The organism is Cedecea neteri NBRC 105707 = ATCC 33855 (assembly GCF_001571265.1).
In the GTDB taxonomy this organism is placed as follows: domain Bacteria; phylum Pseudomonadota; class Gammaproteobacteria; order Enterobacterales; family Enterobacteriaceae; genus Cedecea; species Cedecea neteri.
In genome coordinates this window covers 26124-48438 of the sequence record NZ_BCTL01000048.1, presented here as the reverse complement: position 1 = coordinate 48438, position 22315 = coordinate 26124, and the positions used below count along the sequence as shown (strand labels likewise).

Sequence of the window (22315 nt, the reverse complement as noted above, 5' to 3'; positions counted from 1 at the left end):
ACACCTAAATTAATCAGCAGTAAAAGCAGTATTTCGGCGAGTAGCGCAGCTTGGTAGCGCAACTGGTTTGGGACCAGTGGGTCGGAGGTTCGAATCCTCTCTCGCCGACCAATTTAAAAAGCCCTTCTGAAGAAGGGTTTTTGCTTTCAACACCGAACCGTAAAAGGTCACAGGCACGTTGAAAGCCGCAGTAAGAGCAGTATTTCGGCGAGTAGCGCAGCTTGGTAGCGCAACTGGTTTGGGACCAGTGGGTCGGAGGTTCGAATCCTCTCTCGCCGACCACATTAGAAAAGGCCAGCTTTCGAGCTGGCCTTTTTGCATCTGAAGTCAAAGAGGATGAGAACCTCCGAAGGAGGTTTGAGCCGAGCGCAGCGAGACAACGTTGCTTCAGCAACGGCCCGCAGGGGAATAATCCTCTCTCGCCGACCACATTAGAAAAGGCCAGCTTTCGAACTGGCCTTTTTGCTTTTAGCGTTTCACCATCCTCTCCCGCTAATGCCAGATATCCCCAACCCTGCCTTTTTAGTCTTCATGCTGCCATAGGCTGTTATTGTCGCTCAGACGCGACAATAGGGTTATTTTATGTCTCTAAATGGAGACATTTAGCTCTTTGTTTTCAAAGTGATTTATAAATAATGTGCTAACCCGTCTCCTTAAGGAGACAAAAGCTTTCCGTGATGAATGGAATGCGGGGATATCTGAAAGGAATACTTCGGCCATGCTAATACTATGAAACTACTAATATTGGCGGTTGGATGAGTTTCTAAATGCAAACCTGGCATGCATTGTGCAATAATACCTGCGTAGATGCTCATTCCACTTCTTATGTTTGCTTAGGCTTCATAAACCAAGGAATGACGCAGAGCCGATTAGGGTGCTTATCGTCCACCGACAGATGTCGCCCCGATGGGGTCTCATCCAACACCATGGACATAACGTTGAGTGAAGCACCACTTAGTTGTCAAACAGACCTGTTTTAACACCTGCCCTTTGGCAGGTGTTTTTTTTTGCGTGGGGAAAAGAGAAGGGCGGCAGAATTCCGCCCTGGCTATCAGACGTTAGAGGGCGTTTGCAGGGTGAGCAACAGACCGTCACGACGCATAAGAGCTGCTTCTTCAGGCTTATGCAGTTTGTCGAGAGAGTCCGCCAGCCAGGCGTAATCGTAGGCATCCGGACGCTGTTTAATGGCTTCACGAAATGCATCACACGCCTGCTGCCATTCACCGTGTTTCATCAGCAACTGGCCAAGGGTACTCTGCAGTAAAGGAAGATCGCCCTGCGTTTTGATCTGCTGACGTAAGGCTTTTTCCAACTGTTCCGGATTACCTGACTTCAGCCGTGGCATCAGCAATACCAGACGATCATCATACTGGCGTTTCAGCCCGTCGAGAATGATCTCCTGGGCGGCGTCGTGATCGTCACACTCAATGAGATGCTCCGCGATGGCCACCTGCAGCGTGGTCTGGTGGCGAGTTTTACGACTTTGGTTACGCCACCAGGATTTCAGACCTTCGTTGCCCTGATCGGCCATCGCCTGATCCATGAGGCCGATCCAGGCCTGCTGTTGTAGCGCATTGCGGTGGGCTTCATCACCGATCTGTACTTTCTCCATGGCTGGCAGAATATCCAGCAGCGAACTCCATGCGCCGGTTCGCAGGTAAGCCTGCTCAGCCAGACGAAGCACTTCAGGATGGCGCGGTGCAATTTCAAGGAGCTTATCGATGCCGTGCCGTGCGGCATGGTTTTCATTACGAGCAAGCTGCAGGCGAACGCGAGTGATTTCGACCGGGAGCTGATCGTTATCCGCCAGTTCGGCAGCGCGTTCTAAATGCTGATTGGCACGAATTTCATCCCCACGCTGCTGGGCCGCTTCGGCAGCTAGCAGATAGTTGACCACCGGCTGTTCGGCATGATCGGCATTCTTGCTCATCAGCTTCTCAACCTGCTGATAATCGCCTTCAGCCAGTTTCAGCAGTGCGGCTTTAGTTTGCTTGCGGGCACGGCTGCGCTTGCGGCCCAGGAACCAGCCGCGTGTACGGGCGCCGGTACGGAAAATGCGGCGCAATACCCATTCGATAGCAAACAGCACTACCATCGCCAGGATCAGAATAATGACTAAACCGGTCACGCTGGTTTCAACGTTGTAGTTGTCGGTCTGGATCAATACGTAACCCTGGTGACCTGCCAGCATTGGACCCAGCACGATGCCTGCAATCAGCAGTAGGAAGAGCAATAAGACTTTAATCATGCTTATTCTCCCTGGCTTACGGCAGGCGCAGGCTGTGCTGGCGCTGCCTCTGGCTGTGTATTATTGGCCGCAGGGCTTGCCGGTTGAGCAAGTAAATTACGAACCCGGGTTTGCATCAGCTTTTCAAGCAGCGCCTGGCTTTGCAGTGTTTGCGGAATATCCATATGGATGCTTTGCTGGCTCAGGCCATCAAGCTCTTCAAGGAACGCTTTGGTGGCGGAATCATTAGTGTCGTAATAGGCGCGAACCCAGGTCGAAACGTTATCCAGCGCCTGCTTGTAGGTATCTTCCTGATGGCGTGGCACAGCCTGCGCGGCGACCAGCAGGCGGGAGCGAATATTTTCACGCAGGTAGATATCCTGATTCGGTGCCAGCAGCGGCACGGCGGTTTCATCGCGGCGGCGGATAGTAATAAAACTGTCCATAAAGCTGTGCCAGCTTTTCACCAGATTTTGGCGCCATTCGGTAATTGTGCCTGACAGCTCGCTGCTATCAGAATCCATCGGGGAATCATCGCTGTCGTTGTCGGCCAGACGCAAATTATCCAGGCCGTTGGAGAGCTGATTCAGCTTGAGGATAATCCCGTCGTAGTCGACCTGCGTTACCGTAGAGAGCGTTGAAATATCATCGGTCAGCGCGCGTCGAGCGGTGATCAGGCTCGGGTCGTTCATATCTGCCAGGCTTGCATCCGCGCTTTTTAACAGCGCCGCTGCCGTTGTGACGTCCTGATCGCTCCACAGCTTACGGCCCGCCAGCTTCACGAGGAAGTCAGCCTGTGCCAGCAGCCAGGTTTTCGAGTCACTGCCGGAAATCGTCGCGACTTTTTGTTGTACTTCGTCCAGCTGATGTGCCAGAGCGGCCTGCTGTTTATTGGCATCGCTCAGCGCAGTGGCCTGTTGTTTCAGCGTCGCTTCAAACTCGTTCTTCTGCGTTTCCTGCTGTTTTTGCAGGGCAATCAGCTGATTAGCCAGCGCATCGCTGGTCGCCGTCTGAGTTGATGCCTGATGTTTGCCATAGCTATAAAGCCCGCCGCCTAAGGCCAGAGCAATCGCAATGGCAATCGCTCCCAGCGCAATACCCGCCACGCCGGAACGATTTTTCTTCGGCGATGGCTCGGGCTGCGATGGCGTCTCCACCGCGGGTGTGGTTTCCTCAACCATGGCGGAGGAGTTATTTTGTTCCGTCATTGTGGCATCCTGTTATTGTTAGGTGTGTTGTAACGCACGTAGCAGCGCGTCATTGTCCGCATTCGCGGCGACCCGAATATTCTGCCAACCCATTTCCCGGGCAAGGTTCGCTAAACGCTCGCTGACAACCAGCAGCTGGCAGCGAAGTAGCCAGTTCTCGCGATACCAGTCGGGCGTTAACGTGTACAGCTGCTGCAGCATTTCACCGCTAGTGACCACCAGCGTCGAGATCCCTCGTGCATGCCAGCGGTTCGCTTCTTCTATTCCATCGTAAATAATAGCGCTTCGCTGATAACACTCACAGAAGCTGACCTCTGCGCCTCGCGCCTCAAGCGTTTCACCCAGCAGTTCGCGCCCACCGTTTCCACGTAAAATTAACGCGCGTTTGCCGGCAACATTCTGTAATTCAGGTAATTGTAGCAAGACTTCGCTGGTTTCCCGATCTTGTGGGTAACGAACAGGAATATGGCTGACGGTATGGAAAGCCAATGCGGTAGTTCTGCCGATGGCGAACCAGCTTAGATTACCCGGCCACGGGATGCCGTTACGACGCAAAAGCGGGGCGGCATAGTCAATGACGTGCTGTGAGAGGACAAAAACCAGATCGCCGGGGGCAAGCTCCGCAAGCTGGGCCGGAAGCTGCGATAGCTGCCGACCGGGCGAGAACTCGATAAGCGGGAAGCTGTAAGCCACCTGCCCGAGTGCGCGCAGTCGGCTCACTAACTCTTCCCCGGCTGGGGAGGGGCGGGTGACAAGGATCGTCATGCGGGAGCGTCTCCATCATAAACGTCGGCGAGGATTTCCCGGGCACCGTTATTCAACAGCTCTTCCGCCAGTGAAATACCCATGGACACGGCCTCTTCCGGCTTACCTCGGCGTTCACCACGTACCATAATGGAACCGTCCGGCGCGCCAACTAATGCACGCAGCCAAAGTTCGTTATCTTTTAGCTCTGCATAGCTGCCGATCGGCACCTGGCAGCCGCCTTCAAGGCGCATATTCATCGCTCGTTCGGCGCTAACGCGAACGGCGGTTTCATGGTGATTCAGCGGAGCCAGCAGCGCTTTGGTGCGCTCATCATCCAGGCGGCATTCAATGCCAACTGCACCCTGGCCGACGGCGGGCAGAGACACTTCCGGCGGCAGCGCGTAGCGAATGCGATCCTGCATTTCAAGGCGGTTTAGCCCGGCGACGGCAAGAATAATGGCATCATATTCGCCTTTATCCAGTTTACCGAGACGGGTTCCAAGATTACCGCGCAGGGATCGAATCACCAGGTCTGGACGCTGTTCGGCTATCTGACACTGACGGCGCAGGCTTGAGGTGCCGACAACGCTTCCGGCAGGCAACTCATCCAGCGTTTGATAATGATTGGAAACAAAAGCGTCGCGGGGATCGTCTCGCTCGCAGATGGTGACCAGCCCCAGACCTTCAGGAAACGCCACCGGCACATCTTTCAGGGAATGAACGGCGATGTCCGCGCGCCCATCCAGCATTGCCAGCTCGAGCTCTTTAACGAACAGCCCTTTCCCGCCTACTTTGGCAAGGGGCGTATCCAGCAAGACGTCGCCGCGGGTGACCATTGGCACCAACTCAACGGTGAGCTGTGGGTGAAAAGCTTCAAGACGTTGCTTAACATAATGTGCTTGCCAGAGCGCAAGGGGACTTTGGCGAGTGGCAATTCTGAGTATATTGTCTAACATGCTTGTTACCGTAATTATCGTCCACCGACCATCCTACCACTGTTAGCGGAAGGCTGTCAGGTTCGGCGGTTTTTGCGGCAACAGAGGGACGTGATTCGTATTATGGAAGAAACCGCCTGTGGCCAGGGCGTCTACCACTTTGGTAGCGCATCTTTCTTTACGGTCAACAGGCAAGGTGTTAAATTGATCACGTTTCCAGCAATTGCTGTCCCGATCGTTTATAATCATGGGGACAACAACCAGGAAACGGGTTTTTTCGTAATACTGAAACCATCAGGCGATACGTCTTGTACCTCTATATTGAGACACTTAAACAGAGACTGGATGCCATTAACCAACTGCGCGTAGATCGTGCGCTTGCTGCTATGGGGCCTGCCTTCCAACAGGTCTACAGTCTACTGCCAACGTTATTACATTATCATCACCCGCTGATGCCGGGTTACCTTGACGGTAACGTTCCCCGTGGCATTTGCCTCTACACGCCTGATGAAACCCAACGCCACTACCTGGACGAACTCGAACTGCAGCGCGGAATGCCGCCTCAGGAGACGCCAGCGGGCGAACTGCCGATCACCGGCCTCTATTCTATGGGCAGTACCTCCTCCGTGGGGCAGAGCTGTTCTTCTGACCTTGATATCTGGGTTTGCCACCAGGCCTGGCTCGATAACGACGAGCGACAACTGCTGCAGCGTAAATGCAGCCTGCTGGAAAGCTGGGCGGCCTCTCTTGGCGTTGAAGTCAGTTTCTTCCTGATTGATGAAAACCGCTTCCGCCACAACGAAAGTGGCAGCCTGGGCGGCGAGGACTGCGGCTCTACTCAGCATATCTTGCTGCTGGATGAGTTTTATCGCACAGCGGTACGTCTGGCCGGGAAACGCATTTTGTGGAACATGGTGCCGGGCGATGAAGAAGAGCATTACGACGATTACGTGATGACTCTTTACGCGCAGGGTGTGCTGACGCCAAACGAATGGCTCGATCTTGGCGGTCTCAGTTCGCTGTCTGCTGAAGAGTATTTTGGTGCCAGCCTGTGGCAGCTGTATAAAAGCATCGACTCGCCGTATAAGGCCGTGCTGAAAACGCTGCTGCTGGAGGCATACTCCTGGGAATACCCAAACACGCGCCTGCTGGCAAAAGACATTAAACAGCGCCTGCATGACGGTGAAATTGTCTCCTTTGGCCTCGATCCGTACTGCATGATGCTGGAACGCGTCACCGAGTACCTGACGCAAATTGAAGATCATGCGCGTCTGGATCTGGTTCGCCGCTGTTTCTATCTGAAAGTTTGCGAAAAACTTTCACGTGAGCGCGCCTGTGTTGGCTGGCGTCGTGAAGTTTTAAGCCAACTGGTGAAGAGCTGGGGCTGGGACGAAGCGCGCCTGGCGATGTTGGACAACCGTGCAAACTGGAAAATCGACCAGGTCCGCGAAGCGCACAACGAACTGCTCGACGCGATGATGCAAAGCTACCGCAACCTGATCCGCTTTGCGCGCCGCAACAACCTTAGCGTTTCCGCCAGCCCGCAGGACATCGGCGTATTAACGCGTAAGCTGTACGCCGCGTTTGAGGCGCTGCCGGGTAAAGTGACGCTGGTAAATCCGCAAATTTCCCCCGATCTCTCCGAGCCGAACCTGACCTTCATCCATGTGCCGCTGGGCCGAGCAAACCGCTCTGGCTGGTATCTCTACAACCGCGCGCCAAACATGGATTCTATCGTCAGCCATCAACCGCTGGAATATAACCGTTATCTTAATAAGCTGGTGGCATGGGCGTACTTTAACGGCCTGCTTACCTCGCGTACCCGCCTGTTTATTAAGGGCAACGGTATTTGTGATTTGCCGAAGCTGCAGGAAATGGTGGCGGATGTTTCCCATCACTTCCCGCTGCGTCTCCCGGCCCCAACGCCGAAAGCGTTGTACAGCCCGTGCGAGATTCGCCATCTGGCGATTATCGTCAACCTCGAGTACGACCCGACGGCCGCCTTCCGCAATCAGGTTGTGCATTTCGACTTCCGCAAGCTGGACGTGTTCAGCTTCGGCGAGCAGCAGCAGTGCCTGATTGGCAGCGTTGATCTGCTGTACCGCAACTCGTGGAATGAGGTGCGTACCCTGCACTTTAACGGCGAGCAGGCGATGATCGAGGCATTAAAAACTATTCTCGGGAAAATGCATCAGGACGCCGCGCCGCCAGATAGCGTCGAAGTTTTCTGCTACAGCCAGCATCTGCGTGGCCTGATCCGCACTCGCGTGCAGCAGTTGGTGTCTGAATGCATCGAGTTCCGCCTTTCCAGCACGCGCCAGGAGCCTGGCCGCTTTAAAGCACTGCGCGTTTCCGGGCAGACGTGGGGCCTGTTCTTTGAGCGTCTGAATGTCTCGGTACAAAAACTGGAAAACGCTGTCGAGTTTTATGGTGCGATCTCGCACAACAAGCTGCATGGCTTGTCAGTGCAGGTTGGCACTAACCAGGTTCAACTGCCGGCGGTGGTAGATGGCTTTGCCAGCGAAGGGATTATTCAGTTCTTCTTTGAAGAGGCCAGTGAGGATCAGGGCTTCAACATCTATATTCTGGATGAAAGTAACCGGGCGGAAGTTTATCATCACTGCGAAGGGAGCAAAGAAGAGTTGGTGCGCGACGTCAGCCGCTTCTACTCCTCGTCCCACGATCGCTTTACCTACGGCTCAAGCTTCATTAACTTCAACCTGCCGCAGTTCTATCAGATTGTGAAGGTTGATGGCCGGATGCAGGTCATTCCGTTCCGCACCCAGTCAATCACAGCAGCCGCGCCGGTTAATCAGGACGATAACTCAGCGCCGCTGCTGCAGCAGTACCAGCCGTAATCAGCGGAAGCTAACCGCTTCACCCGCCTGCTGCGTGCTGGCTTCTTCCATCAACTGCCAAAACTCAGCGCCGCTACGGTCGCAAATCCATTCGTCACCCTTCAGGTTGAAATGGTAGCCGCCACTTTTGGTGGCCAGCCACACCTGATGTAAAGGCTCCTGGCGATTGATGATGATTTTGCTGCCGTTTTCAAAACTGATGGTCAGTACGCCACCGTTGATCTCACAATCAATATCGCTATCGCCGTCCCAGTCATCCAGGCGTTCTTCAATCGTGCGCCACAGGTTATCGGCTAAAAGGTGAAATTCGCTGTCGTTCATGTCTGCTTCCTGTTGGGATTTCAGGGCAGTATAAGAGCATCGCCGGTAATTAGGAACTGCGGCTCTGGCATCATCCAGACCCGTAATGCCAATCCGTTTTATCTGTGCCACCTTTTGAAAGACAACCTGCCTCAGCGATGAGAGGGGGCCCGGTACCAGAGATTATTTTCTTGCCAGGTTTACGGGATGGTGATTTTCAGCGGTCGGGGTAACGAAGAGTATTGCTTTTCAGGGTTCACCTGCGATGATAGACGGCAGAATAGTGAATCACAGGCTACCCGATAATGAAGAAGATTTTCTGCCCTCTAGCTTTGGCACTTACGCTTGCCAGCCTCACCGGTTGTGGCCTGAAGGGGCCTCTGTATTTCCCTCCGGCTGATAAAAAAGCGACGCCGACAACACATAGCGCAACCCCGGAACAATCTATCCAGACGGCACCGGTCCGCAACAGTCGCGGCATTGATGATGCGCCGACTCAGGTTGTTTACTAGCTAAATCGTGCTTTGTAACCGCGCTAATGGAGCAGAAGATGCAGTTCTCTAAAATGCATGGCCTTGGTAATGACTTTATGGTCGTCGACGCGGTGACGCAGAATGTTTATTTTTCTCCGGAGCTGATCCGTCGGCTTGCGGATCGTCATCTTGGAGTAGGCTTCGATCAGTTGCTGATCGTTGAGCCCCCGTACGATCCCGATCTCGACTTCCATTACCGGATCTTTAACGCCGACGGCAGTGAAGTTTCCCAATGCGGTAACGGCGCGCGCTGTTTTGCCCGCTTTGTGCGGCTGAAAGGGCTGACCAATAAGCGTGAGATTCGCGTCAGCACGGCGAATGGCAGAATGGTACTGAGCGTTACGGAAGATGAGATGGTGCGCGTCAATATGGGCGAGCCTAACTTCGAACCGTCCCAGGTACCGTTCCGGGCAAACAAAGCAGAAAAGACCTATATTATGCGTGCCGCCGAACAAACCATTATGTGCGGCGTCGTTTCAATGGGTAACCCGCATTGCGTCATTCAGGTCGATGACATCGAAACCGCCGCGGTTGAAAGCCTGGGCCCAGTGATGGAAAGCCATGAACGCTTCCCCGAGCGAGCCAACATCGGCTTCATGCAAGTGGTAAGCCGGGAACACATCCGGCTGCGCGTTTACGAACGCGGAGCAGGTGAAACTCAGGCCTGCGGCAGCGGCGCCTGTGGCGCGGTGGCGGTTGGTATTCAGCAAGGATTACTGGCGGAGCAGGTGCGCGTTGAGCTGCCTGGCGGCCGTCTTGATATCGCCTGGAAAGGGCCAGGGTCACCGCTTTACATGACCGGCCCGGCGGCCCACGTCTATGATGGATTTATACATCTATGAAGAATGCCGAGGAACAGCAAGAAGCCCTTCTTGAGCTTAACGATGTCGCGGTTGCCGAATACTTACAGCGCAACCCTGATTTCTTTATTCGCAATGCCCACCAGGTGGAGAGCATGCAGGTTCCTCACCCGGTGCGCGGCAGCATTTCGCTGGTGGAGTGGCATATGGCCCGCAGCCGTAACCACATCAACCACCTCGAAGAAAATATGACGCTGCTGATGGAGCAGGCGAGCGCTAACGAAGGCCTGTTCTATCGGCTACTGAAGCTTCAGGGGCGGCTGGCTTCCGCTTCCAGCCTGCAGGAGATGCTGAACCGGCTGCATCGCTGGGCGCGGGACATTGGTCTCGCCGGGGCGAATATCCGGCTTTTTGCTGACCGCTGGCGTATCGGTGCTCCGTCGGACTTTACGCATCTCGCGCTGAACCGCCAGGCCTTCGAGCCGCTGCGCATTCAGCGTCTTGGTGAAAGCCAGCACTACCTCGGCCCGCTGAATGGCCCGGAACTTTTGTTGGTCTTACCACAGGCAAAAGCGATTGGTTCCGTTGCTCTGTCGCTGATGGGCAGCGAGGGCGATCTTGGCGTTCTGCTGTTCAGTAGCCGCGACCCGCAACATTATCAACAGGGGCAGGGCACTCAGCTGCTGCACGAGCTGGCACTGATGCTGCCAGACTTGCTGGAGCGTTGGATTGAACGGGCATGACCGCTTCCGTATTAACGACCCACGTTGATGGCTTTCTTCGATATCTGAAGGTTGAGCGCCAGCTCAGCCCGCTTACTCTCCTGAACTACCGGCGCCAGCTTACGGCGATTATCCATATTGCCGAAGAAATGAAGTTAGCCAACTGGCAGCAATGCGATGCCGCCGCCGTGCGTTCACTGACCGTGCGCAGCCGCAGGGCGGGTCTACAGGCTTCCAGCCTGGCGTTAAGACTTTCTGCGTTACGCAGCTTTTTCGACTGGATGGTCAGCCAGGGAGAGCTAAAAGCAAACCCGGCCAAAGGTATCACCACGCCGAAAGCGGGCCGTCACCTGCCCAAAAACATTGAAGTCGATGATGTGAACCACCTGCTGGATATCGATCTGAACGATCCGCTGGCGGTGCGCGATCGCGCGATGCTGGAAGTCATGTACGGCGCAGGCCTGCGTCTCTCCGAACTGGTGAACATGAACTGCGGCCATATCGATCTTTCGACCGGTGAGGTCTGGGTGATGGGGAAAGGCAGCAAAGAACGCCGCGTACCCGTTGGGCGCAGTGCGGTCACCTGGGTTGAACACTGGCTGGATCTACGCGAGCTATTTGGCCCGGATGACGATGCGCTATTTCTGGCGAAGACGGGAAAGAGAATCTCTGCCCGCAACGTGCAAAAGCGGTTTGCGGAATGGGGTATCAAGCAAGGGCTAAGCAGCCATGTGCATCCCCATAAACTGCGTCACTCGTTTGCCACCCATATGCTTGAGTCCAGCGGCGATTTGCGCGCGGTCCAGGAATTGCTGGGGCACGCTAACCTCTCCACGACGCAAATTTATACCCACCTCGACTTTCAACATTTAGCCTCGGTGTACGATGCCGCGCATCCACGCGCCAAACGGGGGAAATCGTAATGCATTTTTACCGCCCGCTCGGGCAAATTGCCGCCCTGACCTTCGATCTCGACGATACGCTTTATGATAACCATCCGGTGATTATGCGTACCACTCAGGAGTCTCTGGCCTTTGTGCAGAGCTACCATCCGAGGCTTAGCGCATTTACCGCCCTGGACTTCCACCGCAGCCGGGAAGCGCTACGCCTGAAAGAACCGGAAATTTACCATGACGTTACCGAATGGCGCCGCCGTGCCGTCGAGCAAATAATGCTGGATGCCGGACTTAGCCCGGAAGAGGCTTTTAGCGGTGCCAGTGCTGCCATGGAAAACTTCGCAAAATGGCGCAGCCGCATCGACATTCCACAGGAAACGCACGACACGCTGGCAAAGCTTGCTGAAAAATGGCCGCTGGTGGCGATCACTAACGGTAACGCAGAGCCGCACCTGTTCGGGCTGGATAACTACTTCGAATTCATTCTGCGAGCCGGGCCGGACGGGCGCGCTAAACCTTTCAGTGATATGTATCATACCGCCGCCCAGCGCTTAGGCGTTCCGTTGGAGCAAATCCTGCACGTAGGTGATGACCTGACTACTGACGTAGCAGGTGCGGTGCGCTGTGGTATGCAGGCCTGCTGGATTAACCTGCGTGAGGGCGACCTGATGCGAATCGATGACAGCCGTTTGCTGCCGCATCTCGAGATTTCGCGGTTGGCATCCCTGACTGCGCTGATATAATCAACAATAATTCTGTATAAATCACCAGTGGTTGGCTGTGCCAACTCTTTCTCTTTTTCGGCGGTGCCAATGGACGTTTCTTACCTGCTCGACAGCCTCAATGATAAACAGCGCGAAGCGGTTGCCGCCACGCGCAGCAATATGCTGGTGCTGGCCGGGGCAGGCAGTGGTAAGACGCGCGTGCTTGTGCACCGAATTGCGTGGTTGATGACGGTAGAAAACTGCTCGCCTTACTCCATTATGGCGGTGACGTTTACCAACAAAGCGGCAGCGGAAATGCGCCACCGTATCGGCCAACTGATGGGCACCAGCCAGGGCGGTATGTGGGTAGGTACCTTCCACGGCCTGGCACATCGCCTGCTGCGCGCTCACCATATGGACGCCAACCTGCCTCAGGACTTCCAGATCCTCGACAGCGAAGATCAGCTGCGCCTGCTGAAACGCCTGATTAAAGCCATGAATCTGGATGATAAGCAGTGGCCGGCACGCCAGGCGATGTGGTACATCAACGGCAAAAAAGATGAAGGGCTGCGCCCGCACCACGTCGAAAGCTACGGTAATCCGGTGGAGCAAACCTGGCAGAAGGTTTACCAGGCTTATCAGGAAGCCTGTGACCGCGCCGGGCTGGTGGACTTTGCCGAGCTGCTGCTGCGCGCTCACGAACTGTGGCTGAACAAGCCGCATATCCTGAACCACTACCGCGAGCGCTTCACCAACATTCTGGTGGATGAGTTCCAGGATACCAACAGCATCCAGTATGCCTGGATCCGCCTGCTGGCCGGTGAGACCGGCAAAGTGATGATCGTGGGCGATGATGACCAGTCGATCTACGGCTGGCGTGGTGCTCAGGTGGAAAATATCCAGCGCTTCCTGAATGACTTCCCGGGGGCGCAAACTATCCGTCTGGAGCAAAACTACCGCTCGACGAACAACATTCTGAATGCGGCCAACGCCCTGATTGCCAATAACTCCGGCCGACTCGGCAAAGAGCTGTGGACCGACGGCAGCGACGGCGAGCCTATCTCAATCTACTGCGCGTTCAACGAGCTGGACGAAGCCCGCTTCGTGGTCAACCGCATTAAAACCTGGCAGGAAAACGGCGGTGCGCTGGAGCAGTGCGCCATTCTGTACCGCAGTAACGCCCAGTCACGCGTGTTGGAAGAAGCGCTGCTGCAGGGAAGCATGCCTTACCGTATCTACGGCGGGATGCGCTTCTTCGAACGTCAGGAAATCAAAGATGCGCTCTCCTATCTGCGCCTGATGGCCAACCGCAACGACGATGCGGCCTTTGAGCGCGTGGTGAATACGCCAACCCGCGGCATCGGCGATCGTACGCTCGATGTCGTGCGCCAGACCGCTCGCGACCAACAATTAACGCTGTGGCAATCTTGCCGCCTGCTGCTGCAGGAAAAAGCGCTGGCCGGTCGTGCGGCGTCCGCTCTGCAGCGCTTTATGGAGCTGATTGATGCCCTCGCGCATGAAACGGCTGATATGCCGCTACATGTCCAGACCGACCGGGTGATTAAAGATTCCGGCCTGTTCATGATGTATGAGCAGGAAAAAGGCGAGAAAGGCCAGACCCGCATTGAGAACTTAGAGGAACTGGTAACGGCCACTCGCCAGTTCAGCTACAACGATGAAGACGAAGACCTGATGCCGCTGCAGGCGTTTCTCTCCCACGCCGCGCTGGAAGCTGGTGAAGGGCAGGCAGATACCTGGCAGGATGCGGTGCAGCTGATGACCCTTCACTCGGCGAAAGGCCTCGAATTTCCGCAGGTGTTCATCGTGGGCATGGAAGAGGGCATGTTCCCGAGCCAGATGTCCCTCGACGAGGGTGGGCGCCTGGAAGAAGAGCGCCGTCTGGCCTATGTGGGCGTTACCCGGGCGATGCAAAAGCTGACGCTGACCTACGCGGAAACACGTCGCCTGTACGGCAAAGAAGCCTACCATCGCCCTTCGCGCTTTATCGGTGAACTGCCAGAAAACTGCGTGGAAGAGGTTCGCCTGCGCGCAAGCATCAGCCGCCCGGTCAGCCATCAGCGTATGGGCACACCGATTGCGCAGAACGATTCGGGGTTTAGCCTGGGGCAGCGCGTACGCCATCCTAAGTTCGGCGAAGGTACCATTGTGAATCTGGAAGGTAGCGGCGAGCACAGCCGCCTGCAGGTGGCATTTCAGGGGCAGGGAATCAAGTGGTTAGTCGCCGCTTATGCGCGCCTGGAAACCGTGTAACCTACAGAAATTAATTACATTTTTAAGTACGTGCGCTACCCTTAATATGTCACTGGCATGAACTTGTTCAGCCGTGTCCCGTTGCGTGTTGACGCCATATTAGTGGTGGCGTAACATGCGCGCACGAATACGCTAAGAGGACACTCGCCTTGGACACACCCAGTAGATGCTGGCTCAATAACCTGTCATCCAGGTACAACTTCTAAGGCTATCCTCTGATGCTGATAGCCTTCGTGGTTGTCAGCGACCTCGTGTATTTTCATTCCGTCGCCCCTTGAGTCAGACTGTTTAATGGTCTGAAACCTCTATTGTTTCTGTCTGTGTGCCAACCGAATTGTCCCTGATCTTTTTTTGCATTGGGAGTCCCGGTCATGCTGAGCGCATTTCAACTGGAAAATAATCGCCTTGCCCGCATTGAGCTGGACGAGACGGATACCCTTGCCAACTCGGTATGGGTCGATCTCGTCGAGCCGGAAGAGAGCGAGCGAGAGCGTGTGCAAACGGAACTTGGCCAAAGCCTGGCAACCCGACCAGAGCTGGAAGACATCGAAGCGTCCGCGCGTTTCTTCGAGGACGAAGATGGCCTTCATATCCACTCCTTTTTCTTCTTTGAAGATGCGGACGATCACGCGGGCAACAGCACGGTCGCTTTTACGATTCGTGAAGGCCGCCTGTATACGCTGCGTGAACGCGAACTGCCGGCATTTCGTCTCTATCGTATGCGTGCCCGTAATCAGTCGATGGCGGACGGCAACGCGTGGGAACTGCTGCTGGACCTGTTTGAAACCAAAATCGAACAGCTGGCGGATGAAATCGAAAACATTTATAGCGACCTGGAGCAGCTCAGCCGGGTGATCATGGAAGGGCATCAGGGCGATGAATACGATGCCGCGCTTTCGACGCTGGCAGAGCTGGAAGATATCGGCTGGAAGGTTCGACTGTGCCTGATGGATACCCAGCGCGCGCTGAACTTCCTCGTGCGTAAAGCGCGTTTGCCGGGCAGCCAGCTGGAGCAGGCTCGCGAAATTCTGCGAGATATCGAATCCCTGCTGCCGCATAACGAATCGCTGTTCCAGAAGGTTAACTTCCTGATGCAGGCGGCAATGGGCTTTATCAACATCGAGCAGAACCGCATCATCAAAATCTTCTCGGTGGTCTCGGTTGTCTTCCTGCCGCCAACGCTGGTGGCATCCAGCTACGGGATGAACTTCGAGTTTATGCCTGAGCTCAAGTGGAGCTTTGGCTACCCCGGCGCGATTATCTTTATGATGCTTGCCGGCTTAGCGCCTTATCTCTACTTTAAGCGCAAAAACTGGTTGTAAGAGAAAAGGAGCCGAAAGGCTCCTTTTTTACGTTTACTTCACCGACAGGGCTTTGGTGCGCCGCTGAGTATAAATCGCGTCGGCGATAAACAGCGCCAGCGCTGCCCAGATAAAGCCAAAAGTGATCAGCTTATCTTCGGTCACCACTTCATCGTAGAACGTCACCGCCAGCAGGAACATCAGCGTTGGCCCCAGATACTGGAAGAAGCCCAGCGTTGAAAGGCGCAGACGCGTCGCGGCAGCCGTAAAGCACAGCAGCGGCACGGTGGTAATCACGCCTGCAGCAATGAGCATCAGGTTCAGCGTCCACGGGTTCATTCCCATATGGCTGGTGGCGCTGTCGGCGATGCCAAACAGGTAAATGCCCGCAATCGGCAACAGCCACAACGTTTCAAACAGCATCCCGGTTTGTGCATCTACGGCAATTTTTTTGCGGATCAGACCGTAAAAAGCAAAACTGAAGGCGAGGCCCAGGCCGATTATCGGCAGCGAACCAAAAGTCCATAGCTGCACCAGCACGCCGCAAGTCGCCAGCAACACGGCGACCCACTGCATACGGCGGAAGCGCTCGGCTAAAAACAGCATGCCCAGCACGACGTTGACCAAAGGATTGATGAAGTAGCCCAGGCTGGCTTCCAGCATGTGGTGATTATTCACCGCCCAGATATAAAGCAGCCAGTTCCCGCCAATCAGCACGGCGCTTAACGCCAGCGCGAGGATTTTTTTCCGGTTCTGGCAGGAGCGTTTTACCTGCGGCCACTGGCGGCAGACGGTGATCAGCGCCAGCATAAAGAAGAACGACCAGATAACGCGGTGGGTCAGGATTTCGGTGGCCGGTACGTAGTGAATAAGTTTGAAATATACCGGCGCGATGCCCCAGATAAAGTAGGCCGTCAGGGCAAGCAAGATCCCCTGACGTGTCTGTTTCGGATCCATGAAGAAAACTCAGCAAAAAAATAGTGAGCAAATAATAACAGGGTTTACATCCTTACCCTACCATGTAGGTAGCCGTTGCGCTGGCGATGTGCAGCTGATCCTGGTTATGGAGTTCCACGCGAGCCACGGCGACTTTATTCCCGGCACGCAGGAGGCTGCTGCTGGCCGTAAAGCGCTCTCCGCGCCCCGGACGCAGATAATCAACGCGCAAATCGATGGTGCCCATTTTTGACAGGCGCTGGCGCAGTTCGTCTTCGGTGATGGTGTCATGGCGCGTCAGCGTGCTACCCACGCAGACCAGGCCTGCCGCTACGTCCAGCGCCGAGGCGATAACGCCGCCATGCAAAATACTTTGTGCCCAGTTTCCCACCATCATTGGCTGATTATTAAAGCTCAGCTGGGCAAAGGCTTTTTCGTATCGTTCCAGTTCCAGGCCTAGCGCACGGTTAAAAGGCATGTGATACACAAAGATTTCGCCCACCAGCTTGAGGGCGGCTTCTGTGGTTAGAACAGGGGAAGACATGGTTCATTCCTCGAACAAATAACGGATAAGTTAACAAGATGTGTAGTTTATGCTTCTCAATTGTTGCTTTCCACTTTAGGAACCGAAGGGACGCGCTTTAGGGCCTCCCGCTGTAGAATGATCGGCGATAAATATTTTGAAACTTATTTTGTTATGGAGAACGGGACCAATGCTGAAACCTCTGGGGTGGGGAATGGCCGCGATGCTGCCTTTGACCACCTTCGCACAAGAAGCGACTATCGATAAGATCCACGACAAACCGGCCGTACACGGCAGCATCATTGCCAATCTGCTGCAGGAACATGAAAACCCGTTCACGCTGTACCCGTACGACACAAACTACCTGTTGTACACCTGGACCAGCGATATGAACAAAGAGGCGATTAGCTCTTATGACTGGGCGCACAACGCCCGCAAAGATGAAGTGAAGTTCCAGTTGAGCCTGGCGTTCCCGCTGTGGCGCGGCATTCTGGGGGATAACTCGGTGCTGGGCGCTTCCTACACCCAGAAATCCTGGTGGCAGCTTTCTAATCGCAGTGAATCTTCCCCGTTTCGTGAAACCAACTATGAGCCTCAGCTGTTCCTCGGCTTTGCAACGGACACTACGTTTGCTGGCTGGACGCTACGGGACGTCGAGTTTGGCTATAACCACGACTCGAATGGCCGCTCAGACCCGACTTCTCGCGGCTGGAACCGCCTTTACACCCGCCTGATGGCGCAAAACGGCGACTGGCAGGTTGAGGTGAAACCCTGGTATGTGGTGGGCAGCGTTGATGACAACCCCGATATTGCCAAATATATGGGCTACTACCAGCTTAAGGTTGGCTATGCGCTGGGGGATGCGATTGTCAGCGTGAAGGGACAATACAACTGGAACAGCGGCTACGGCGGAGCAGAGTTTGGCGTGAGCTACCCGATCTCGAAAAACGTTCGCTTCTATACTCAGGTCTATAGCGGCTACGGCGAATCGCTCATCGATTACAACTTTAACCAGACACGAGTTGGCGTAGGCGTTATGCTAAACGATCTTTTCTAAAGCATTGCAGTTTCTCTTCCAGGCGCTGAAAATGGCGCCTGAATTTTAGGTAGTGGGGATAGCGTGGCACAGGCGGAAGTAATCAATCAGGCGTCGCTGGCGAGACAGGTTCTGCAGGATACCTTCGGGTATCAACAGTTCCGACCGGGCCAGGAAACCATCATCGACACGGTGCTGGAGGGGCGTGACTGCCTGGTGGTGATGCCGACCGGTGGCGGTAAATCGCTGTGTTATCAAATTCCTGCGCTGGTGTTTGGCGGCCTGACCGTGGTGGTCTCTCCGCTGATTTCCCTGATGAAAGACCAGGTGGATCAGCTGCTGGCGAACGGCGTGGCGGCGGCCTGCCTTAACTCGACCCAGACCCGTGAACAGCAAATGGAAGTGATGACCGGCTGCCGTACCGGGCAAATTCGCCTGCTGTATATCGCGCCGGAACGCCTGATGATGGACAACTTTATCGACCATCTCAGCAACTGGCAGCTTTCTATGGTTGCGGTGGATGAAGCGCACTGTATTTCGCAGTGGGGGCATGACTTCCGCCCGGAATATGCCGCGCTTGGCCAGCTTCGCGAACGGCTGCCTGCCGTCCCCTTTGTGGCATTAACGGCAACGGCTGACGACACCACGCGGCTTGATATTGTTCGCCTGCTGGGGCTAAACGATCCGTTTATCCAGATCAGCAGTTTTGACCGGCCGAATATACGCTACATGCTGATGGAGAAGTTTAAGCCGCTCGATCAGCTCACCCGCTATATTCAGGAACAGCGTGGTAAATCCGGGATTATCTACTGTAACAGCCGGGCAAAGGTTGAAGATATCGCCGCCCGCCTGCAAAGCAAAGGCATCAGCGCCGGCGCTTACCACGCGGGCCTGGAGCATCAGGTGCGCGGTGACGTGCAGGAAAAATTCCAGCGAGATGACCTGCAAATTGTGGTGGCAACCGTCGCGTTTGGCATGGGCATCAACAAGCCGAACGTGCGTTTTGTCGCCCACTTCGATATCCCGCGCAACATCGAATCTTATTACCAGGAAACCGGCCGTGCCGGGCGCGATGGCCTGCCTGCCGAAGCGATGCTGTTTTACGATCCGGCGGATATGGCCTGGCTCCGCAAATGCCTCGAAGAGAAAGCGCCGGGGCAGCTTCAGGACATCGAGCGGCACAAGCTCAACGCGATGGGAGCGTTTGCCGAAGCGCAAACCTGCCGCCGTCTGGTGCTGCTTAACTACTTCGGCGAAGGCCGCCAGCAGGCATGCGGCAACTGCGATATTTGTCTCGATCCTCCTCGTCGCTATGACGGGCTGATGGATGCACAAAAAGCACTGTCCTGCATTTACCGTGTCGGCCAGCGCTTTGGGATGGGCTACGTGGTTGAAGTGCTGCGCGGTTCTAACAATCAGCGTATCCGCGATCTCGGCCACGACAAGCTGAAGATTTACGGTGAAGGCCGCGAGCACACCACCGAGCATTGGGTCAGCGTGATCCGCCAGCTCATTCACCTTGGCGTGGTCACGCAAAATATTGCCGCACACTCGGCTCTCCAGCTGACGGAAGCGGCGCGTCCCTATCTGCGTGGCGAAGAGCCGCTCATGCTGGCGGTACCGCGCGTGGTGGCGATTAAGCCGCGCGCCAGCCAGAAAGTCTTTGGCGGCAATTACGATCGCAAATTGTTCGCCAAACTCAGGAAGCTGCGCAAGTCCATCGCTGACGAAGAAAACATTCCACCTTACGTGGTGTTCAACGATGCCACGCTGATTGAAATGGCCGAGCAGATGCCGTTGTCACCGGGTGAAATGCTGGGGATTAACGGCGTGGGCACGCGCAAGCTTGAGCGCTTTGGCCGCCCGTTTATGACGATGATCCGCGACCACGTTGACGGCGTGGATGAAGAGTAGCCTGCTGCGAGGAAAAGTGGCAGGATAATGACTCTTCGAATTATCTGCACGCGAGCTATTCCCTATGTTAATGCTATTCCTGACCGTGGCGCTGGTGCACATCGTTGCCCTGATGAGCCCGGGTCCTGACTTTTTCTTTGTTTCCCAGACAGCCGTAAGCCGCTCTCGCAAAGAGGCGATGATGGGCGTGCTGGGCATTACCGCTGGCGTTATGGTTTGGGCGGGCGTGGCGCTGCTTGGCCTGCACCTGATCCTCGAAAAAATGGCCTGGCTGCATAATATTATTATGGTCGGCGGCGGGCTGTATCTGTGCTGGATGGGTTATCAGATGCTGCGCGGTGCATTCAAGAAAGAAGCTAAAGGCGAAGAAGCCCCGAAAGTGGAGCTGGCGAGCGGCGGGAAGAGCTTTGTGAAAGGGCTGCTGACGAACCTGGCAAACCCGAAAGCGATTATCTACTTCGGCAGCGTGTTCTCGCTGTTTGTTGGCGACGATGTGGGGGGCGCTGAGCGCTGGGGCCTGTTCGTGCTGATCGCGATTGAAACTTTCGCCTGGTTCACAATTGTGGCGAGTCTGTTTGCCTTACCAAAAATGCGTCGCGGCTATCAGCGCCTCGCCAAATGGATCGACGGCATGGCGGGCGCTCTATTCACCGGATTTGGTATTCACCTGATCATCTCCCGATAATCAGGCCTGGCGCGCTCCGGCAAGTAGCGCGCCAACCAGCATAAACAGCGAACCAAAGACCCGGTTCAGGGCTTTCATCTGGCGTGGTCCCTTAATCCATGCGGCAATCCGTTTGGCCAGGGTCGCGTAACCAATCATCACGATAATATCGACGACTACTGTGGTAACACCGAGCACGACGTACTGCATCGCCTGAGGCTGATGAGGGGCGATAAACTGTGGGAACAGCGCGGCCAGAAACACGATGCTCTTCGGGTTTGTCAGGTTAACAAACACCGCACGCTTGAACAGTTTACTGCGCGGCTGAGTGGTTGCCAGCGTGTTTAAATCCAGCGCGCCGGCCGCTCTCCATTGCTGGATCCCAAGCCAAATAAGATAGGCGACGCCGGCCCATTTCAGCACTTCAAAGGCCAGCAGCGAGCGAGAAAAAAGCGCCCCAAGGCCGACACCGACCAGCACAATATGCAGCGCCAGCCCGGTTTGCAGCCCGGTAATCGAAGCCGCCGCGCCGCGATAGCCGTGGCTAATCGCGGTAGTCATGGTATTAATGGCCCCGGATCCGGGGGAAAGGCTAAGAATTATTGTGGTCAGCAGATAGGTAAACCACCACTCGAAGGTCATGCGAAACTCCCTGAACGCGCGCTTTTATGCCACAATACGCTATTGTTGATAAGCGTGCCACGGGCCATAAAAAAACCACAGATACCTGATGCCGACCCCTATGTCTCAGCATAAAAATAGATGGTTAGAACGGGAAGGCGCATTTGCTGCTTTTGCCACGGGTCCGCTGACGGACTTCTGGCGCAGGCGGGAAGAGCGCGAATTTACCGGCGTGGATGACGTGCCGGTTCGCTACGTTCGTTTCTGTTCGCCGCAGCACGATCGCGTGATTGTTGTCTGCCCCGGCAGAATAGAAAGCTACGTGAAATATGCTGAGCTGGCCTATGACCTGTTTCACTGCGGGTTTGATGTCCTGATAATCGACCACCGTGGCCAGGGGCGCTCAGGGCGGATGCTGTCGGATACTCACCGTGGGCACGTCGTCAACTTTGGCGACTATGTCGAAGATTTTGACCGCTTTTACCAGCAGGAAGTAGCGTCGGGGCACTGGCGTAAACGCTACCTGTTGGCCCATTCGATGGGCGGCGCAATTGCCGCATTATGGCTACAGCAAGCCCCCGATGCTTTTGACGCGGTCGCGCTTTGCGCGCCGATGTTCGGCATTACGCTGCGCTGGCCGGAATGGATGGTGCGACACATTCTTGACTGGGCCGAAGGGCATCCACGTATTCGGGAAGGATACGCCATTGGGACGGGCCGCTGGCGCGCGCTGCCGTTTAGCGTTAACGTCCTGACCCACAGTGAAGAGCGGTACCGCCGCAGCCTGCGTTTTTATGCTGATGAGCCAGCATTGCGGGTGGGTGGGCCAACGTTCCATTGGGTACGAGAAGGGATCCTCGCCGGAGAAAAGGTGTTAGCAGGAGCCACTGCCATCACCACGCCGATCTTTTTACTCCAGGCGGAAGAGGAGCGAGTGGTTGATAACCGCGCGCACCAGCGATTCTGCGAAATTATGGCCGCGGCGGGCCACCCTTGTGAGGGGGAAACACCTTACGTCATTGAAGGCGCGTATCACGAGATCCTGTTTGAGAAGGACGCTATGCGAGCCAGAGCATTGTCTGCCGTGCTTGAGTTTTTCGACCGGCATAACTAATTGAA

At 55.4% G+C, this 22315-nt stretch carries 21 protein-coding genes, 2 tRNA genes and 1 other RNA gene; 16 read left to right on the top strand and 8 right to left on the bottom strand.

Annotated elements, in window-relative coordinates:
- The first annotated feature begins 34 nt into the window (after nucleotides 1–34).
- From CNE01S_RS19140 to CNE01S_RS19130, 3 genes are all read left to right on the top strand, one after another.
- Nucleotides 35–111: transfer RNA gene (locus CNE01S_RS19140), tRNA-Pro, on the top strand.
- A 94-nt stretch (nucleotides 112–205) separates the two neighbouring features.
- Nucleotides 206–282: transfer RNA gene (locus CNE01S_RS19135), tRNA-Pro, on the top strand.
- Nucleotides 283–315: 33 nt separating this feature from the next.
- A non-coding RNA gene (locus tag CNE01S_RS19130) (RtT sRNA) lies at nucleotides 316–429 on the top strand.
- Nucleotides 430–1051: 622 nt separating this feature from the next.
- Here the strand turns inward: CNE01S_RS19130 and hemY are convergent.
- Genes hemY through hemC form a run of 4 tightly spaced genes read right to left on the bottom strand, consistent with a single transcriptional unit; the run spans nucleotide 1052 to nucleotide 5138 of the window.
- On the bottom strand, nucleotides 1052–2248 hold the full coding sequence (hemY, locus tag CNE01S_RS19125) for a protoheme IX biogenesis protein HemY (RefSeq protein ID WP_061277812.1): 1197 nt from the start codon (nucleotides 2246–2248) through the stop codon (nucleotides 1052–1054).
- 2 nt (nucleotides 2249–2250) lie between these two features.
- Complete coding sequence (gene hemX / locus CNE01S_RS19120) at nucleotides 2251–3435, bottom strand: uroporphyrinogen-III C-methyltransferase (RefSeq protein WP_061277811.1); 1185 nt, start codon at nucleotides 3433–3435, stop codon at nucleotides 2251–2253.
- Between the two features lie 18 nt (nucleotides 3436–3453).
- The gene (gene hemD / locus CNE01S_RS19115) at nucleotides 3454–4200 is read right to left on the bottom strand and encodes a uroporphyrinogen-III synthase (RefSeq protein WP_061277810.1); all 747 of its coding nucleotides are present in this window, start codon (nucleotides 4198–4200) and stop codon (nucleotides 3454–3456) included.
- Nucleotides 4197–5138 carry a hydroxymethylbilane synthase gene (gene hemC, locus CNE01S_RS19110; RefSeq protein WP_061277809.1) on the bottom strand — a complete coding sequence of 314 codons (942 nt, stop codon included), beginning with the start codon at nucleotides 5136–5138 and terminating at the stop codon, nucleotides 4197–4199. The genes hemD and hemC overlap by 4 nt, the downstream gene beginning before the upstream one ends.
- A 287-nt stretch (nucleotides 5139–5425) precedes the next feature.
- Here hemC and cyaA point away from each other — a divergent pair, with 287 nt between their 5' ends.
- Entirely contained in the window at nucleotides 5426–7975 is a 2550-nt protein-coding gene (gene cyaA / locus CNE01S_RS19100) for a class I adenylate cyclase (protein WP_061277807.1), read from the top strand.
- On the opposite strand, the gene cyaY is transcribed toward cyaA, so the two are convergent.
- Nucleotides 7976–8296, bottom strand: a complete 321-nt coding sequence (cyaY, locus tag CNE01S_RS19095; protein ID WP_061277806.1) for an iron donor protein CyaY — start codon at nucleotides 8294–8296, stop codon at nucleotides 7976–7978.
- 284 nt (nucleotides 8297–8580) lie between these two features.
- On the opposite strand from cyaY, the gene lptM reads away from it, so the two are divergent.
- From lptM to corA, 8 genes are all read left to right on the top strand, one after another.
- Nucleotides 8581–8787, top strand: coding sequence for an LPS translocon maturation chaperone LptM (gene lptM, locus CNE01S_RS24675; protein WP_072279180.1), 207 nt, complete (start codon nucleotides 8581–8583; stop codon nucleotides 8785–8787).
- Nucleotides 8788–8825: 38 nt separating this feature from the next.
- The gene (dapF, locus tag CNE01S_RS19090; RefSeq protein ID WP_061277805.1) at nucleotides 8826–9650 is read left to right on the top strand and encodes a diaminopimelate epimerase; all 825 of its coding nucleotides are present in this window, start codon (nucleotides 8826–8828) and stop codon (nucleotides 9648–9650) included.
- Complete coding sequence (locus CNE01S_RS19085) at nucleotides 9647–10351, top strand: DUF484 domain-containing protein (RefSeq protein ID WP_061277804.1); 705 nt, start codon at nucleotides 9647–9649, stop codon at nucleotides 10349–10351. Before dapF ends, CNE01S_RS19085 begins: the two co-directional genes overlap by 4 nt.
- The gene (gene xerC, locus CNE01S_RS19080) at nucleotides 10348–11253 is read left to right on the top strand and encodes a tyrosine recombinase XerC (RefSeq protein ID WP_061277803.1); all 906 of its coding nucleotides are present in this window, start codon (nucleotides 10348–10350) and stop codon (nucleotides 11251–11253) included. Before CNE01S_RS19085 ends, xerC begins: the two co-directional genes overlap by 4 nt.
- Nucleotides 11253–11969, top strand: a complete 717-nt coding sequence (gene yigB / locus CNE01S_RS19075; RefSeq protein WP_061277802.1) for a 5-amino-6-(5-phospho-D-ribitylamino)uracil phosphatase YigB — start codon at nucleotides 11253–11255, stop codon at nucleotides 11967–11969. Before xerC ends, yigB begins: the two co-directional genes overlap by 1 nt.
- Before the next feature lie 69 nt (nucleotides 11970–12038).
- Nucleotides 12039–14201: a DNA helicase II gene (uvrD, locus tag CNE01S_RS19070; protein WP_061277801.1), complete on the top strand. Its 2163-nt coding sequence runs from the start codon at nucleotides 12039–12041 to the stop codon at nucleotides 14199–14201.
- A gap of 149 nt (nucleotides 14202–14350) precedes the next feature.
- Entirely contained in the window at nucleotides 14351–14407 is a 57-nt protein-coding gene (gene ysgD / locus CNE01S_RS26020; protein WP_353591484.1) for a YsgD/CorL family protein, read from the top strand.
- A gap of 165 nt (nucleotides 14408–14572) precedes the next feature.
- Nucleotides 14573–15523: a magnesium/cobalt transporter CorA gene (corA, locus tag CNE01S_RS19065; protein WP_039289228.1), complete on the top strand. Its 951-nt coding sequence runs from the start codon at nucleotides 14573–14575 to the stop codon at nucleotides 15521–15523.
- 33 nt (nucleotides 15524–15556) lie between these two features.
- Here corA and rarD read toward each other — a convergent pair whose 3' ends face one another.
- Together rarD and yigI are read right to left on the bottom strand one after the other, a co-directional pair.
- On the bottom strand, nucleotides 15557–16459 hold the full coding sequence (gene rarD / locus CNE01S_RS19060) for an EamA family transporter RarD (protein ID WP_061277800.1): 903 nt from the start codon (nucleotides 16457–16459) through the stop codon (nucleotides 15557–15559).
- A 52-nt stretch (nucleotides 16460–16511) separates the two neighbouring features.
- Nucleotides 16512–16982 carry an acyl-CoA thioesterase YigI gene (gene yigI / locus CNE01S_RS19055; RefSeq protein WP_008455502.1) on the bottom strand — a complete coding sequence of 157 codons (471 nt, stop codon included), beginning with the start codon at nucleotides 16980–16982 and terminating at the stop codon, nucleotides 16512–16514.
- Nucleotides 16983–17151: 169 nt separating this feature from the next.
- On the opposite strand from yigI, the gene pldA reads away from it, so the two are divergent.
- From pldA to rhtC, 3 genes are all read left to right on the top strand, one after another.
- Nucleotides 17152–18018, top strand: coding sequence for a phospholipase A (pldA, locus tag CNE01S_RS19050; protein ID WP_061277799.1), 867 nt, complete (start codon nucleotides 17152–17154; stop codon nucleotides 18016–18018).
- Nucleotides 18019–18081: 63 nt separating this feature from the next.
- Nucleotides 18082–19911, top strand: coding sequence for an ATP-dependent DNA helicase RecQ (gene recQ, locus CNE01S_RS19045; protein WP_061277798.1), 1830 nt, complete (start codon nucleotides 18082–18084; stop codon nucleotides 19909–19911).
- A gap of 64 nt (nucleotides 19912–19975) precedes the next feature.
- Complete coding sequence (gene rhtC / locus CNE01S_RS19040; protein WP_061277797.1) at nucleotides 19976–20596, top strand: threonine export protein RhtC; 621 nt, start codon at nucleotides 19976–19978, stop codon at nucleotides 20594–20596.
- On the opposite strand, the gene rhtB is transcribed toward rhtC, so the two are convergent.
- Complete coding sequence (gene rhtB / locus CNE01S_RS19035; protein ID WP_061277796.1) at nucleotides 20597–21217, bottom strand: homoserine/homoserine lactone efflux protein; 621 nt, start codon at nucleotides 21215–21217, stop codon at nucleotides 20597–20599.
- Between the two features lie 100 nt (nucleotides 21218–21317).
- Here rhtB and pldB point away from each other — a divergent pair, with 100 nt between their 5' ends.
- Nucleotides 21318–22310 (top strand): lysophospholipase L2, encoded by a 993-nt coding sequence (gene pldB / locus CNE01S_RS19030; protein WP_061277813.1) that lies wholly within the window; start codon nucleotides 21318–21320, stop codon nucleotides 22308–22310.
- The last annotated feature ends 5 nt before the right edge of the window (nucleotides 22311–22315 follow it).